General features: G+C 59.1%; 12 protein-coding genes. 4 read left to right on the top strand and 8 right to left on the bottom strand.

Going from position 1 to position 15,249, the window contains the following annotated elements:
- Nucleotides 1-69 precede the first annotated feature (69 nt).
- The 6 genes from GTQ55_RS04700 to GTQ55_RS04675 form a co-directional block, all read right to left on the bottom strand.
- On the bottom strand, nucleotides 70-546 hold the full coding sequence (locus GTQ55_RS04700; protein ID WP_161857697.1) for an Lrp/AsnC family transcriptional regulator: 477 nt from the start codon (nucleotides 544-546) through the stop codon (nucleotides 70-72).
- A 111-nt stretch (nucleotides 547-657) separates the two neighbouring features.
- Nucleotides 658-1,851 (bottom strand): pyridoxal phosphate-dependent aminotransferase, encoded by a 1,194-nt coding sequence (locus tag GTQ55_RS04695; protein WP_161857696.1) that lies wholly within the window; start codon nucleotides 1,849-1,851, stop codon nucleotides 658-660.
- 243 nt (nucleotides 1,852-2,094) lie between these two features.
- A complete protein-coding gene (locus GTQ55_RS04690; RefSeq protein WP_161857695.1) occupies nucleotides 2,095-4,296 on the bottom strand; it encodes an autotransporter outer membrane beta-barrel domain-containing protein in 2,202 nt (733 codons plus the stop codon).
- An 87-nt stretch (nucleotides 4,297-4,383) separates the two neighbouring features.
- Nucleotides 4,384-4,899, bottom strand: a complete 516-nt coding sequence (locus GTQ55_RS04685) for a DUF2878 domain-containing protein (RefSeq protein ID WP_161857694.1) — start codon at nucleotides 4,897-4,899, stop codon at nucleotides 4,384-4,386.
- A gap of 84 nt (nucleotides 4,900-4,983) precedes the next feature.
- Nucleotides 4,984-6,483, bottom strand: coding sequence for a cryptochrome/photolyase family protein (locus tag GTQ55_RS04680; RefSeq protein WP_161857693.1), 1,500 nt, complete (start codon nucleotides 6,481-6,483; stop codon nucleotides 4,984-4,986).
- Nucleotides 6,484-6,514: 31 nt separating this feature from the next.
- Nucleotides 6,515-7,534, bottom strand: coding sequence for a YbgA family protein (locus GTQ55_RS04675; RefSeq protein ID WP_161857692.1), 1,020 nt, complete (start codon nucleotides 7,532-7,534; stop codon nucleotides 6,515-6,517).
- A 235-nt stretch (nucleotides 7,535-7,769) separates the two neighbouring features.
- On the opposite strand from GTQ55_RS04675, the gene ydiJ reads away from it, so the two are divergent.
- The 3 genes from ydiJ (at nucleotide 7,770) to GTQ55_RS04660 (ending at nucleotide 12,697) form a co-directional block, all read left to right on the top strand.
- The gene (gene ydiJ, locus GTQ55_RS04670) at nucleotides 7,770-10,847 is read left to right on the top strand and encodes a D-2-hydroxyglutarate dehydrogenase YdiJ (protein WP_161857691.1); all 3,078 of its coding nucleotides are present in this window, start codon (nucleotides 7,770-7,772) and stop codon (nucleotides 10,845-10,847) included.
- Between the two features lie 53 nt (nucleotides 10,848-10,900).
- Nucleotides 10,901-11,629, top strand: a complete 729-nt coding sequence (locus GTQ55_RS04665; RefSeq protein ID WP_237567827.1) for a tetratricopeptide repeat protein — start codon at nucleotides 10,901-10,903, stop codon at nucleotides 11,627-11,629.
- A gap of 648 nt (nucleotides 11,630-12,277) precedes the next feature.
- Entirely contained in the window at nucleotides 12,278-12,697 is a 420-nt protein-coding gene (locus tag GTQ55_RS04660; RefSeq protein ID WP_161857689.1) for an RlpA-like double-psi beta-barrel domain-containing protein, read from the top strand.
- Between the two features lie 113 nt (nucleotides 12,698-12,810).
- Here GTQ55_RS04660 and GTQ55_RS04655 read toward each other — a convergent pair whose 3' ends face one another.
- Both GTQ55_RS04655 and GTQ55_RS04650 read right to left on the bottom strand, forming a co-directional pair.
- The gene (locus GTQ55_RS04655) at nucleotides 12,811-13,491 is read right to left on the bottom strand and encodes a hypothetical protein (protein ID WP_161857688.1); all 681 of its coding nucleotides are present in this window, start codon (nucleotides 13,489-13,491) and stop codon (nucleotides 12,811-12,813) included.
- 264 nt (nucleotides 13,492-13,755) lie between these two features.
- A complete protein-coding gene (locus GTQ55_RS04650) occupies nucleotides 13,756-14,022 on the bottom strand; it encodes a hypothetical protein (protein WP_161857687.1) in 267 nt (88 codons plus the stop codon).
- A gap of 208 nt (nucleotides 14,023-14,230) precedes the next feature.
- Here GTQ55_RS04650 and trhO point away from each other — a divergent pair, with 208 nt between their 5' ends.
- Complete coding sequence (gene trhO, locus GTQ55_RS04645; protein WP_161857686.1) at nucleotides 14,231-15,229, top strand: oxygen-dependent tRNA uridine(34) hydroxylase TrhO; 999 nt, start codon at nucleotides 14,231-14,233, stop codon at nucleotides 15,227-15,229.
- Nucleotides 15,230-15,249: the final 20 nt, after the last annotated feature.

Raw genomic sequence — 15,249 nt, 5'->3', positions numbered from 1 at the left:
GTTAACTTTCAAGCGGGTGCTGCGCCAGCCGGGCACCCGCCTGAAACCGTGACAAGGCATGCGAAGAGGCTAGTCCTGGAACAGCAACTCCAGCGGGTAACCTGTGAATGGTTTGGTTTTTTCGATGACCAGGTGGGATGTCATGCGGGTAATGGCCGCGTCTTCATCGGCCAGCAGCTGCTCTGACACGCGGTTGAAGTCAGCCGCGTCCGGGCATACAAACCGCAGCATGTAATCAAACTCACCGGACATTTTCACGCAGGAGACGATCTGCTCGATCTTGTTGATCGCACGGCGGAAACTCTCGCTGGTCTTTGAATCCTGGCGCTTCAATGCCACGTTTACGTAAAACTCCGCGTGGCGCACCTTTTCCAGGTTCACTTCCGCCTGGAACTCACGGATAAATTTTTCGCTGGTGAGCTTCTTCACGCGCGCCAGACAGGCGCTTTCAGAAAGGCCTATCTGGTCGGCGAGGTTCAGGTTGCTGATGCGTGCATTCGCCTGCAGAACTTCGAGGATCTTGAGGTTGTGACGGTCTACTTTCACTGTAATTTTCTTTCAGCCGTTTCGACGGCCCACATCGGGGCCAATTAAGCCAGGTTAACGGAAGCGTCTCCGGGCCAGTGCTCTGCCCGGAATGCTGCAGGGGGGTAGAGTTCACCCTGCCTTCAGACAACCGCCCGTGACAAACCGTTCAATACGGTCCAGTGCACGTGACAGTTCGCTTTCCTCCGCCGCCAGTGTCAAGCGTACATGATTTACCGCACTCGGTCCGAAAGGTTTGCCAGGCAAGACCGAGACCAGCTCCGCATCCAGCAGCGCATCGGCAAATGCCTCGCCGTTCTCCGCCACGGAGGACACATCGACCATCACAAACATGCCCGCTTCCGGGGAAGAGCAGCTGAGCCCCGGAATACGCCCGATGCGCTCGACAATCAGGTCGCGTCGCTTTTCATAGGCGTCACGCATCTGCTTTACAAAGTAGGTATCAAACTCCAGCGCAAATGCCGCGGCCTCCTGAATAAACTGTGGCACACCAAAAATGGTGGCCCCGGCAAATTCTACCAGCCGGTCCACCAGCTCGCCCTGCGCCACGGCCCAACCCAGGCGCCAGCCACTCATCGCGTGGGACTTGGACAGGCCATCGATCACAATCACATTGTCGAGGTGCTCGGCCGCGGTGCGCAGGGACGTGTGGCGACGGGCAAAGGTGATCATGGAATACATTTCATCAGAGATAAGCCATATATCCCGCTCACGGCAATACGCCGCCAGCTCGCGCAACTGCTCCGGTGTCGCCATGGCCCCAGTGGGGTTGACCGGGGTGTTGATCATGACAACCCGGGTTTCCGCGGTGATGGCCTGCTTGATACTTTCCGTATCAAACGCGAACCCCTGCTCTGCGGTACAGGCAACCTTCTTGACGTCCAGTTGCAGGGCATCGGTGATGGGTACGTAGCCGATGTACATCGGCTCGGGAATCACGATCTGTTCACCGGGGTTGAGCAGGCAGGAGAGCACCGCGAAAATGGCATTGGTGCCGCCGGGAAATACCACCACGTCGTCGGGACTGCAGGGGTGCGGGGAGACCTTGCTTTCAATATCCGCAATGGCGCGGCGCAGCATGGCTTCACCAGCCGCCGGGGAATAATGCGTACGGCCAACGCCGAGGCGGGCGCGCGCGAAATCGAGGATCGGCTCGGGGGTGTCGAAATTGGGGTCGCCGACACACAGGAAGATGACATCCTCCCCTTTGTCCGCCAGGGCGTGGGCGCGATCACTGACCGCCCAGACATCGGCGTCGGCGGAATGCAGGGCCTGACTCTGTTTGCTGAATCGGGGGCTATACATCGTGGGAATCCATATTCAGGGTTGTTATCAATACCGTCTAGATGACAACAAAGATAACAACCGCCAGAGTAATCGATGCCGCTTAACCACCGGCCTTTTCGCAGCAAGCCGATTTATTTGCCACGTTTGCCGCAGAAACTGCGGTCAAGCGCCAGAGCTCTGCTACAGGACGCCAGCCCGCAACGCGCAGAGCAGGTAATTCCGGTTTATAGCCTGCCCGGTATCGTTCAACAAGGGCGGTCGTTAAAACCGATAGTTCAGGCTCAGCCCTCCAATCGTATCCTCTGGCCGCACCAGAAAATCCGCCGCGATCCGCAGCTTTTCGTTGATATTCACCCCCACCAGAGCGCCGACACCATTCTGGAAGTTACCTGCATTCCTGCTGCGGTAGGAAGGCAGGCGCGCCCAGTTGCTGCGGATGGCGTTGACCCCGATACCAAGGTCGGCGTAATCGTCACCAGCGGTGTGCTCCAGCCAGAACTCCCCGAACCACTGGCGCTCGGCGGACTCGGGACTGTTGTAGAAGAAGCCCGCACGGCAGCGGCGGTACTCGCGGTCCTGGCCCTGCACCCGCAGACCAAGTGGATCTCTGCGCAGCCCGTATTCCCCGGTGTAGGTGAGATCAACCGAGGTGCGTTCGCTGAAGCCATCGACATCAATCCGGGTCCACTCAGCGGCGACAAACGGCCCCATCTGGCTGTCAAGGTTGCGGCTGGCATCGTAACCGGCGCGGATGAAAGCGTTAAACCCGTCGCCGTCTGTGTCTGCGTCCAGGCGGTGACGAAAGGTATCACCGACATGGATGGTTCGCTCGATATCATCGTACTGGATATCGGAAAAACCGACGGCACCATCGGCAAACCAGAAACCATCGTCCCAGCGAGCGAATGCACTGACATTGAAATTGCGGGACTTGAGGAACAGATTGTCAGGTTCGTATTCGCTGCCTCCGTATGACATGCCGAGCCCCCATTCAAACGCCTCAAAGCCTGCGAAGCTCATGCCCAGAAATCCATCCCAGGCCGGGTATTCGTCGTTGATCGCGGGCACCGTCCCCATTTCCGTGTGCCCGACACTGGCACCAAAAAATACGGTGGTATAGGGCTCGCGATAGCGCTGGGAGATAAGGTGGTGGTCGATGTTGACACGGTGCTGACGGGTGTTCTGGTACCCCAGGTCCGGCAGCACACCAAAACCCACCGCCGCGGTTAGCACCTCGTAAAAGTAGTCGGCCTGTATTCTCTGCACAGCCAACGTCGGATGAATGCTGTCATAAAACACCAGCATGTCGGCATTGGGATTAGTGCCATTGGCGCCGTACACCGGGTGAGGGTTGGCGCAGTTGACATAACAGGTTGCACTCTGGTTGATGTTGGCGAGGCCAAACGCTGCCGGGTCCTGAATCAGCAGCTCAAGGGTACCTTCCACATCCAGCAACAGTATGTTCCCCACTGCATTGACCTGCTGGCGCAGTGTGTCGTTAAACAACCCGGTGCCGTAGTTGGCATAGTTGATCGCACCCTGCCCCTGCAGGTAAATCGCGGGCGTCCGCCCGATTCTCGGGGCGTTGGTCATCACAATATATTTGGCACCGGCAGCCTTCAGCTCACTGCCAGCGGTAGAAAGGAAAGTCGCAGCACGCTCCATCGACATAGGGCTCAGGTTACTGCCGCGCACGCCGTCAAGAATATTATTGCCACCACCATTCAGAAAATAGAGATCCGTGCTGGAAACGGCATTCTGCGGGAGATAACCCTGCCCGGTAGCAAAAGGCACACCAGTGAGGGTGATATTGTTGTTCGGGTCGTCTACCAGTGCCTGCAGGGCCATCGGATCATTGAATGCCGCAACGGCAGCCTGCACTTCCACAGGACTCAGATAGGGGCTCTCCCCCGCCGCAGGATCGCACACACCGTCCGGGCCGCAACGGCTGGCGTCCGGCAATATGGTGGAAAGGGTATTGTGATCCGCCACCGTGGTATCCGGGAAGAGCTGACGGAAGCGTTGCGGGCCCACCAGGTCCAGCAGGACGTCAGCGGTGCGATTGCCGCCCACGGCCCAATTGGGGCCATTGGTCAACACCGAGCCGGTGATCTGGGAAAGCTGCTGCCCCAGGCTTCCCGCCGCCGGCGCGCAGGGGATGGCGCCGCCAAAATCCTGCCCCAGTCCGTAACAGGAGTTCTGTTTGGCGAGCCCCAGCCGGTCAGCGAGAAAAGATACCGCCGGCTGGCGCGGGTAGATTCCCTCAGGATCCTCGCTGGTGAATACGCCGGCGTTGCCATTGTCGGAAAGACTGTCGCCAAACACGATCAGTGCACCGTAGAGCGGTTCTTCCGCGTATGCAGGGCACGTGCCCACCGCCGCACCAATGGCGAGGGACAGTACCCCCGGAAAATACAGGGCACCGGTCAAATATCCTGGGCGTTTTTTTCTCGATGAGAACACTGCAGCCTCCTTGCCACGGCGAAATTTCGTGGCAAGTATAGGTCAGCAGCAAAGGCCGGTTTTTCTCAGGCAAAGATCCATCATCAATCAGGAAACACTGCTATCCGTCGAATCCATCTGCTCGATCAGGGGGATCAGCACGCCACTGATAAAGGCCGCCAGCAGGCTCCACACCAGCGCAATGGCAATAAGGCACTGCCACATCGGGCGGCCCCAGCCAGCAGGCCCGAACTGCACACTGTTGAAGTAGAACGCGGGCGCTACCAGCAAGCCCGCCAGCGCCGCCCACAAAGGCCTGCTGATCAACCAGGAGAGGGAGTAACGCATTGTGGTGGCAAGCATGGCCCAGATACAGATTGACCAGGCCGGGGGGAGGCTGGTGCGGTAATCCTGCACACCATTGGCCATAAAGGCCCACTCGACGCCAAAACCGCAAAAGATAAAGCCGAGGATGACGAAGATATCGCGCATATCCCGCCACATGACGAAATGCAGCATCACGACGATAAACAATGCGATCAACGCCAATGCATTGCCATACAGCAGGGCCGTCCACCAACCGGCGACGAACAGAATGAAATTGGCCACTTTCTTATAATTCATTGGCGACTCATTTATCAGAAGGATTCTGTACCGCGAGCGCGTCACGCCGGATGATCCCGGCACATTGAATAAATCAGAGGTTTACTAAGACTTCAAGCTGGCAAACACCTCGATTGCCTTTTTACGGGAGTCGGTCACATCACAGACCGGCTCGGGATAGCCTCCGTGCCCGAAAAGGTCCTGGGGCGGGCAGTGGACATCCCTGCTGGAAAGCGCCGCAAGCTCCGGAATATAGGTACGGATAAACTCGCCTTCCGGATCAAAACGTTTCGACTGGCTATAGGGGTTGAATACGCGAAAGTAAGGTGCCGAATCGGTGCCCGTGGAGGCGGCCCACTGCCAGCCGCCGTTGTTGGCGGCGAAATCGGCATCTACCAGATGCTGCATAAAGTAGCGCTCGCCCTTGCGCCAGTCAGTCAGCAGGTTTTTGGTAAGGAAGGACGCGACCACCATTCGCAGACGGTTGTGCATCCAACCGGTCTGATTCAGCTGGCGCATCGCCGCGTCTACGATGGGCACGCCGGTCTGCCCTTCACACCAGCGCTCAAAGTCTTCGCGCCGCCTGGACCAGGGTACCCGCTCGGTTTCCGGCTTGAACGGCCGGTTGCGGCATACGCGGGGATAGTTCACCACCAGGTGTTGATAGAATTCCCGCCATAACAACTCATTCAGCCAGCTGGTGGCGCCCTCGCTCTGGCTGCCCTTGCCACCCGCCCAACGACCATCATTGGCGTCCAGTGCCATTTTCGCGCACTGCCGAATGGAGATGGCGCCACAATTCAGATACGGCGACAGGCGTGATGTATTTTCCCTCGCGGGAAAATCCCGCCACTCCTCGTAATCCGCGATGATCTGCGAGAATGCCTGCAACCGCTTGTTCGCCGCTTTCTCCCCGGCCGCCCAGTCCAGCACTTTTTTCTCACCACCGGCGGCCACACCGTAGTCACCGACGGTGTCCGGAATGCTCCGCACCAGGTTGTTCGCTCCCGCCAGCGAGATCCACTCTGGCCACTGCGCCGCGTGCTCGTCACCCAGCGCCCGCGGCGCAGGCAGGGGATCGAAACCCTCGGCGCTGTTACCGTGCTGGGCGATAAACGCGCGCTTGAACGGGGTAAATACCTTGAAACCGTCGCCGCTGTTGGTGGTAAGGCTACCGGGAGGGATCAGGGTGCGATCGGTGCAGAACTCAATCGGAACACCGTTTTCTTTAAGCGCTTTGCGGACGGCATCGTCCCGGCGCAATTCGTTGAGCGGGTATTCCGTGTTGGCAAACACCGCGTCGATGTCCAGCTTGGAGACGATCTGTGCCAGTGCTTGCGGCACATCGGCAAACCCGTTGAGTTCGAGGAAGTAGAGCGGAATCTGCTTGTCTGACAGGGAACGCTGCAGTGGTGCCAGACTGCGCAGGCGCATGGCGACAACATTATCCCCATCGCCGTGGCTGGCCCAGGTCTGCGGGCAGGCAATGAACACGGCCGCGAGCGCCTTGCAGCCCCGGGCAGCACGGTAGAGTGCGGTGTTGTCGTGCAGGCGCAGGTCGTTACGTAACCAGACCAGCCCCCGTGAATAGGCTTTTTCGCGCATGCTTGGGTTCAGGGAGACCTACAGTAAGGGTTCAATGGAAATCACACAACCCAAGCTCCGCCGGCTCAGCCGCCAGCAGCACCTGGCTGTGAATGAAACCGTGCGGGCTGCGCGGGAGGAAGTGGCGCAACAGGGTGAGAACGGAGGAAAGCGGCTTGTGGCCACGGCGGTAATCCTCGATCAACTGCTGTAGCTCGGCTTTTTCCTCGCGGCTGAGGAATTCCTTCAGGTGCCCCTGGCTGTGCATCAGGGCATTGGTGCGATCCTTGCGGCTCGCCGGGCGCGAGAGGATGTCCATGATGCCGCCGCGAACGGCGAACGCCAGGTCGTCTTCGGACTGCGCTTTCGAGTCCGCCAAAACACGACCAAGCGCCCGGGTGGCGTCCTGATTGTGCGCCAACAGCAAATACTTGTAGGCGGTGTAAAACTCGATAATGCGGGAGATCCGCGAGGTTTTCCTGGTCTCCTCCGCGACGGCTTCATCCACCTCCTCACCCTCGACATACCGAAACCAGGCGTCGTAAGCGAAAACACGGGTGAGGAAATTTTCGCGCAACTCACTGTTATTCAGTCGCCCGACTTCCTCCATGGGCAGATGCGGGAACTGCTGTTGCAGGCGGCGGGCGAATACACCCACCCCCTCACTGTCGATACCGTGACCATTATCCAGATAGCGCCGCACGCCGTGCAGACCGCAGCTGGGCGAGTTCTGCATAAAGATATAGCCGCGCACTTTCTGCAGTTCAGGAACCACAGAATCGGCGTAGTCACGCAATGGCGTGGTTACGTCTACCTCGGGATTTTCCACACCGATGACACGCACTGCATCGACCGGTGCCCCCGCCTTGTCCACCAGCAGGTGGATTGGCTTGCGCGGCACCCCCATACCAATGGCAACTTCCGGACACAGGGGCACGTAATCAAAGCACTGGGCCAAAAGCCCCGTGCACACCTTGCTGTGTTTGTGCCCGCCATTGAAGCGAACCGGGTCTCCCATCGCGCACTGGCTGATGCCCACAGGGATTTTGTGCTTTAGCAGTTGTATTTTCATCGGTACTCGCCCCGGGGAGGCATATATTCACTTCTCACAGTGTACTCTACGCTGACGGGGCGTTCGTGGATGACCCTCTCTGTGGCACGCGAGAACAGGGGCAGCCGCCGCAACAATCCGGCACCGGAGTGCGGATTTCCCGGTAATTGTTGCGCAGCCCGCCACCGCCGCTAAAATGCCAGTCCCTTATATATGTAGCCATATCGATCAGTCGATCCAGAAACCGGGGCCCGGAATGATTCCAGCACTGCGCGAAATCAACGAAGTACAGGCGCTCTACCTGCAGTTCCTCAAAGCACTCAAACAGGGCGGCTTCCACGGCGATTCCAGCCCCAGTTATGCCAGCCGCACGGTGCTTTCGACAGACAACTCCATTTACCAGGTATTGCCCCAGGCCGTGGTGTATCCGAGGGATATACACGATTTACAGCTGTTGATGGAACTGGCGGATCAGGAGGCGTTCCACAAGATCGTCCTATCCCCCCGCGGTGGCGGCACCGGCACCAACGGCCAGTCACTCACGGATGGCATCGTGGTGGACCTGTCCCGCCACATGAACCGCATCCTCGAAATCAATGCCGAAGAAGGCTGGGTTCGCGTGCAAACCGGGGTTGTGAAGGACCAGCTGAACGCGGCACTGCAACCGCATGGGCTGTTTTTTGCCCCGGAGCTCTCGACCAGCAATCGCGCCACCATCGGCGGCATGATCAATACCGACGCTTCCGGTCAGGGCTCCTGCCTGTATGGCAAGACCCGCGACCACGTACTGGAATTGAAAACCGTGCTGATGGGGGGCGAATTCTGGCTCTCGCACGCAATAGATGATGATGAGCTGGCAGAAATCACCAGCAGTGACAGCCGCGCGGGCAGGATCCACCGGCTGGTGGACAGCGTCGAACGCGAAAAGCGCGACCTGATTGACGCCAAGTTCCCCAAGCTGAACCGCTGCCTCACCGGTTACGACCTCGCGCATATCCGGGACAGTGAAAAGGGCAACGACGGCCGCTTCAACCTCAACAATATCCTGTGCGGTTCCGAGGGTACCCTGGGCTTTATTGCCGAGGCCAAACTCAATGTTCTCAAAATCCCCAAGTGCGCCGCCCTGGTCAACCTGAACTACGACCACTTTCAGGATGCCCTCAAAGACGCCACCGACCTGATGAAGGCCGGGCCCACCTCCATCGAGACGGTGGACAGCAAGGTGCTGCAACTGGCCATGGGCGATATCGTTTGGGACAGCGTCAGCGCGTTTTTCCCCCAGGATGATCGGCCTGTGCAGGGCATCAATCTGGTGGAATACACCGCCGACTCCGAAGAAGAGCTGGACGCGGCGCTGGCCAGGTTCACCGCCCACGTAGACAGTCTCATCGGCCAGCCCGGCAAGAGCTTCGCCTACACCATCGCCCGCGGCCATGCCCAGGTGAACAAGATCTGGGCCATGCGCAAGCGCGCCGTGGGCCTGCTGGGCAACGCCAGGGGCGAGCAGCGCCCGATCCCATTTGTGGAGGACTGCGCGGTACCGCCGGAGAACCTCGCCGACTTTATCGCCGAGTTCCGTGCCGCCCTCGACCAGGCCGGCTTTGCCTACGGCATGTTCGGTCATGTGGACGCCGGTGTGCTGCATGTGCGCCCGGCCATCGACATGAAAGACCCGGAACAGGCCAAACAGGTACGCATCATCACCGAGCAGGTGGTCGAGCTGGCGAAAAAGTACAACGGCCTGCTGTGGGGTGAACACGGCAAGGGGGTGCGCTCGGAGTTCTCTCCGGCGTTCTTCGGTGAACTCTACCCGGAACTCCAGAAGATCAAGGCCGCGTTTGACCCCCGCAACCAGTTGAACCCGGGCAAGATCGCCACCCCCAGCGCCGCATCCGGCCTGCTGAAGATCGACGAGGTTCCCACCCGTGGCGAACACGACCGCCAAATCCCGGTACAGGTGTGGGAAGGCTACTCCGAGGGCGTCTACTGCAACGGCAACGGCGCCTGTTTCAACTGGAACCCGGACGACGCCATGTGCCCATCCTATAAAGGCACCCGCAACCGCATCCATTCCCCCAAGGGCCGCGCCTCGCTGATCCGCGAATGGCTGCGCCTGCTGGCGGACCGCGCAGTGGACCCTGAGGCGGTGGCGCGCAAAAGCCGCGAGAAGTCGTTTCTGATCGGCCTGCCCGGGCGCATCAAGAATTCCCTGGCCCGGGCCCGCGGCGAGTACGACTTCAGCCACGAGGTGAACGAATCCATGCAGGCCTGTCTCGCGTGTAAGTCTTGCGCCGGGCAGTGCCCGATCAAGGTGGATGTACCCACTTTCCGCGCCAAGTTCCTCGAGCTCTACTACAGCCGCTACCTGCGACCGCTGAAGGACTATTTTGTCGGCGGCCTCGAATTTGTGATGCCCCACCTGGCGCGGGTACCCCAGCTGTACAACGCCCCGCTTAGCCTGAAGCCGGTGCGCTGGCTCATGGAGCGCGGACTGGGCCTGGCCGACTCACCAAAGCTCTCTGCCACCCGCCTGGACAAGGTGATGCGCGAACTGGGTGTGCCCTATGCCAGCCGCGAAAGCCTGCGGGCAATGGGCCCGGCCCAGCGCGCCAAGGCGGTGGTGATCGTGCAGGATGCCTTTACCAGCTACTTCGACGCGGATGTGGTGGCCGACACCCTGCGCCTGCTCAAACTGTTGGACTTCAACCCGCTGGTGGCGCCCTACCGGGCCAATGGCAAACCCCTGCATGTGCATGGCTTCCTGCGCCAGTTCGCCCAGACCGCCGCCGGCAACAGTGCCATGCTGAACAGCCTGGCGGAATGCGGCGTGCCGCTGGTGGGCATAGACCCGTCCATGACCATGACCTACCGCTCAGAATACGAAAAGCTGCTGGGTGACAAAGCACCCCGGGTGCAGCTGTTGCAGGAGTGGCTGTCACAGCACACCGAGCATCTGGCGACAAACCGCAACCGCCTCAACAGTGGCCGGTTCACCCTGCTGCCCCACTGCACCGAACAATCCAACGCCGCCGGCTCCACCCGTCAGTGGCAGCAGGTGTTTGCCGCCCTCGGTATGGAGCTGGACGCCCAGGCCGCCGGCTGCTGTGGCATGGCCGGCACTTACGGCCACGAGGTCGCCAACCGGGAGACTTCGCGGGTTATCTTCCAGCAGTCCTGGGCGCCAAAGCTGAATGGCGACAGCAGTGCCATCCTCGCCACCGGCTACTCTTGCCGTTGCCAGAGCAAGCGCTTCGCAGACACCAGCCTGCGCCATCCTCTACAGGCACTACTGGCACAAATTGAAGATTCAGGGTTTACTGTCAGTAATCACTAACTTGTCTGCCGGCGCGCATGTGCGCGCCGGCGGATCATGAAGATGGACTGGCCATGCTGACCACGCGCAAACACCTCCCCCCCCGGTTGCCCGCCCTTCCCGCGTTTATAGGTGCGCTGCTGTGCCTGACGCTCGCCGCGTCAACCGCCGCCCAATCCGGCAACAATGCCGTCGATCCCACTTCACTGATCATGGAGGCGGAGGAGTTTGCGCTGGAAGGCAACTACGATGCCGCCCTGCCCATGTACGAACAGGCGATCGCCAGCCTGGTGTCGGAGCCCCACCGCCAGAACCAGCTGCGCTACCGCTACGGCATCATCCTCAATGCCCTGGGTGCCCAGCGCCCGGACCTGTACCCACTGGCGCGCGGCCAGTTCGAGGCGGTGCTGACCTATATCGAGTCCTCCCCCGGTCTGCCCTTCGAACACTCCGCGGCACGTGTGAGCTCTGCCATCGCCCACACTTACCACCAGCAAGCCGCCTTGCAGACCAACCCCAACAAGCGCGCCGCCATGCTGCGCCACGCCTACCAGCTGTACACCAGCGCCACCGAACAACTGCGCCGGGAGGAAGACTGGCAAAACCTGGCAATCACGTCGTTCAATGTCGGGCAGGTGTGTGAATGGCAGGGCAACCTTGAGGAAGCAATCCAGTGGCTGGAGCAGGCTGTGGCCCTGGACAGACGCCATGGCTTCGCGGACCTGGAGGAGGACCAGGCATACCTCACTGCACTGCGAGAATTGGTCAACCCCGAGCGCCCGGTCGGCAATACCGCGATCTAACCCCCCCCGGCGGGGCCAGAATACCCGCGATAACCGCCACTCTCTGCGAAAGGCGACGCCCATCAGAGGGATAAATTCTCCCGCTGGCCGTTGCTGCGGAGGTGGAGCCAGCTCCTCTCTGGAGACGATTTCCGGCAGTTTGATTGCCAGAGCATTTCGGCAATAGCCTCTACTCGCACGTTTGATCCCGGTTACAGCGCTGTCACCGGTACGCTGAGCCACTCTCTGGACCAGTGGTCACAAATAAACCGAAAAAAATTTTGTTCCAGAGAATACAGGGTCCCTGCCCCCAAATCGTACAAAAATTAAACAATGCCAGATGACATCGCTGTCACTCGTAAATCCAAATTGGCAACGGAGTGCCAATAGAAATCCACATGATGTACCCAGTGCTGTCATATTTCGGTAACAGGCAGGGCTATCTTTCCAACTTTCTGTCAAAACGCACCAAAAAAGACTCAAACTTGAGGCTAAACGAATACCCTGTCGAGCAGTCGAGCGCTGTCACCGAAAAGATTGATTCCCTTCCACGGATCTTTAATATGGCCATCCCTGATCAAAGTTTGATCACTTATGACGAAATCAACTTGGAGGCCGCACAGGCAAAACAAGTCTGTGACTAAAGCGCTTTCGGAGGTACTGAATATTATGCGACAGAGTCTTAAAAAGTACGTGATCGTACTCGCAGCATCACTCTCGGCTCTGGCCGGTGGCGACGCCTTTGCCGCGATCAAACCTGCCAAAGAAAAGAAGTCCATGACCGTGACCGCGACGGCCTACAACTCCGTTGAAGGCCAGACCGATGACGATCCCTGGACCGCGGCCTGGAACAACCGTCTGCGCCCCGGTGACAAGATCATTGCTGTTTCCCGCGACCTGGAGAAACACGGCCTGACCAACGGCGCCAAGGTACGAATTGAAGGCCTGCCCGGTACTTATACCGTGCGCGACCGCATGAACAAGCGCTACAAAAACCGCATTGACGTGTGGATGGAAGAGGATATTAAAAAAGCGCGTAAGTGGGGCAAGAAAAAGCTCAAGATCATCTGGCACGACAGCAAAAAATAATTCGCCAGAACAGCAGTAACAATAAATAGATCACAGGGCACTGCCCGCACAGCCATTAAAAACCCCGCAATTGCGGGGTTTTTCTTTTTCTGCCAGGCGCCACTTGCGAGCACTCAAGGTTCAGTGGTGGCTTCCACTCCCTTTAACTCGCGACAGTCTTCATTTTCAATGTAATAGATACTCGGCTGCCGTGCCTGGTTGTAGCGGTGCTCAATGCCCTCATCCCGAAACACCAGCAAATACTCCTCCTTTACCCAACCCTTTTCTGTGCGGTATTCACTCAACCACAACAGCGCCGGCGAGTTCTCGTGGCACTTGCCGTAAAACATACGGGTTTTTTCCACCAGTTCTTTCGTGAGGTAGTCCCGGTACTTTCCCGGATAGGTAAAGCGCTCACCGGACAGGTCAACTTCGGTTACGCCGTCCACGGCCCCATCCATTTCTGCCTGCGCCCGGTCGCGCTGTGCCGCTTTGGTTTCGGTCGAATCGCCGCGCTCCAGCCGGGCAAACTCTTCCGGCTCCGGGGGATCCTCTCCGTCCGGCTGCGAACGCACGGCCTGACCTTGTCGATGGTCGATTTTTTCGAGAAAAATTGCGGTATTTTCGTCGCAGTCAATACACGTCCGCCCGGCAATGATCGCGTAGCCTCGCAGCTCGGAAATCAGTTCGGCTTCGGCGAGATCCACGTCAATCGCCCGGTCATCGGAGAGTTTGAGTTCAATACCAGACTGCGCCGGCATGGCCGACGAAAAACACAACAGGGGAATAGCGAGAACGGGAAGGAAATTTTTCATGCAGAGCAACCACATTTAATACATCTGCAGACAGTGGCGGCCCGGTGACCGCGAGCAGTTGGCTCCGCCAGGGCAACTTTCCTTGCTGCCCGTTGGCGGCGCCGCGATTGGGTAGTGCTGTTACACTGTCGCGATTCCCTTCTATGTATAACCATAGCAGGCCACAAAAAACCTGCTTTGTGCGGCGCGTATTATTTGTAATCGTACTGGTGAAACCCGGTCACGGACGCTAGGGAAGTCCCGTGAAAACCTGCTTCACGCGATTTACGGCGCTTCCCAGCTGCCGCTCGCTTCCGCGGGGCCAATAAACGCCCCCACGCCTTCCTCTTTCAGTGCGTCCAGCGCTTCCTGCAGCGCCTCTTCATCGGTGTCGAAGGCATCCTCCCACACGGTGGTGTTGTTGTTTTCATCGACGATCTCAAGCAACCAGCCGCCCTCATCATCCGCGTAGATATCGATGCTGACGGTGTGATTGCCATCGCTATATGCACGGCACAGGGGCGATTCTTGTGGAGTTACGTCATCGGCCATGGGGAGATCCTCGCTGGCATAAGGGACAGGAAGTGAAGCAGGGAAAAGGGCCGGCAGATGATCCAGCCGTCCGTGAACCACTGGTCAGGCACCGTGCCCCGCTGTCGAAAAAGTGTACGACAGCACACGAATTTTTCGTTAAAATGCGCGGCGATTTTTTACCCCAATGCCCCGGATTTACGATCCGGCCTGCAAAAGGACATACCTCATGACCCACACTACCAACATCGTGGTCTGCGCGCTGTACAAATTTGTCAGTCTCGAGGACTTCGAATCCCTGCGCGAACCGCTGCTCAAAACCCTGCTCCAGCACGAGGTGCGCGGCACCCTGCTGCTGGCCCGCGAGGGCATCAACGGCACCGTGGCGGGCAGCCGCGCGGGTATTGATGCCCTGCTCGCCTACCTCAAGTCCGACCCGCGCCTGGCGGAGCTGGATTACAAGGAGTCCTATACGGAACAAATGCCGTTCCTGCGCAGCAAGGTCAAGCTCAAGCGGGAGATTGTCACCATGGGTGTGGAGGGGATTGACCCACGCCGTACCGTTGGCACCTACGTCAAACCACGGGACTGGAATGCGCTGATCTCCGACCCGGAAGTGCTGCTGATCGATACCCGCAACGACTACGAGTTCCAGGTGGGCACCTTCGAGCACGCGGTAAACCCGAATACCACCAGTTTCCGTGAGTTCCCACAGTATGTGAAGGAGCACCTGGACCCGCAGAAGCACAAGAAAGTGGCCATGTTCTGCACCGGCGGTATCCGCTGCGAAAAATCCACTGCCTACTTGAAAGAGCAGGGCTTCGACGAGGTCTACCACCTGCAGGGCGGCATCCTGAAATACCTGGAAGATGTTCCCAGGGAGGAGACCCTGTGGAAAGGCGAATGCTTTGTGTTTGACGAGCGCGTAACCGTCAACCACGAGCTGGAGCGAGGTAGCTACCAGCAGTGCAATGCGTGCCGCATGCCGGTAACCGATGAAGAGATGCAGTCCGAACTGTTTGAGCAGGGCGTCAGTTGCCCCCACTGCCACGACTCGGTCTCAGAGGCCGACAAGGCCCGTTTCCGCGAGCGTGAAAAGCAGATCCAGCTGGCAAAGGCCCGCGGTGAGGACCACCTGGGCCACGACGCCAAGGCGACCACCCAGGCCCGCCGCAAGCAGAAACAGGAACTGCGCCGCCAGCAGGCTGAGCAGGCCCAGCGCTCCTGAGCCCCCTTCGCCGGAGTGCG

This window comes from Microbulbifer hydrolyticus (genome assembly GCF_009931115.1).
GTDB lineage: Bacteria > Pseudomonadota > Gammaproteobacteria > Pseudomonadales > Cellvibrionaceae > Microbulbifer > Microbulbifer hydrolyticus.
The sequence above is the reverse complement of the archived record's forward strand: the minus strand, read 5'-3'. Positions and strand labels throughout refer to the sequence as shown.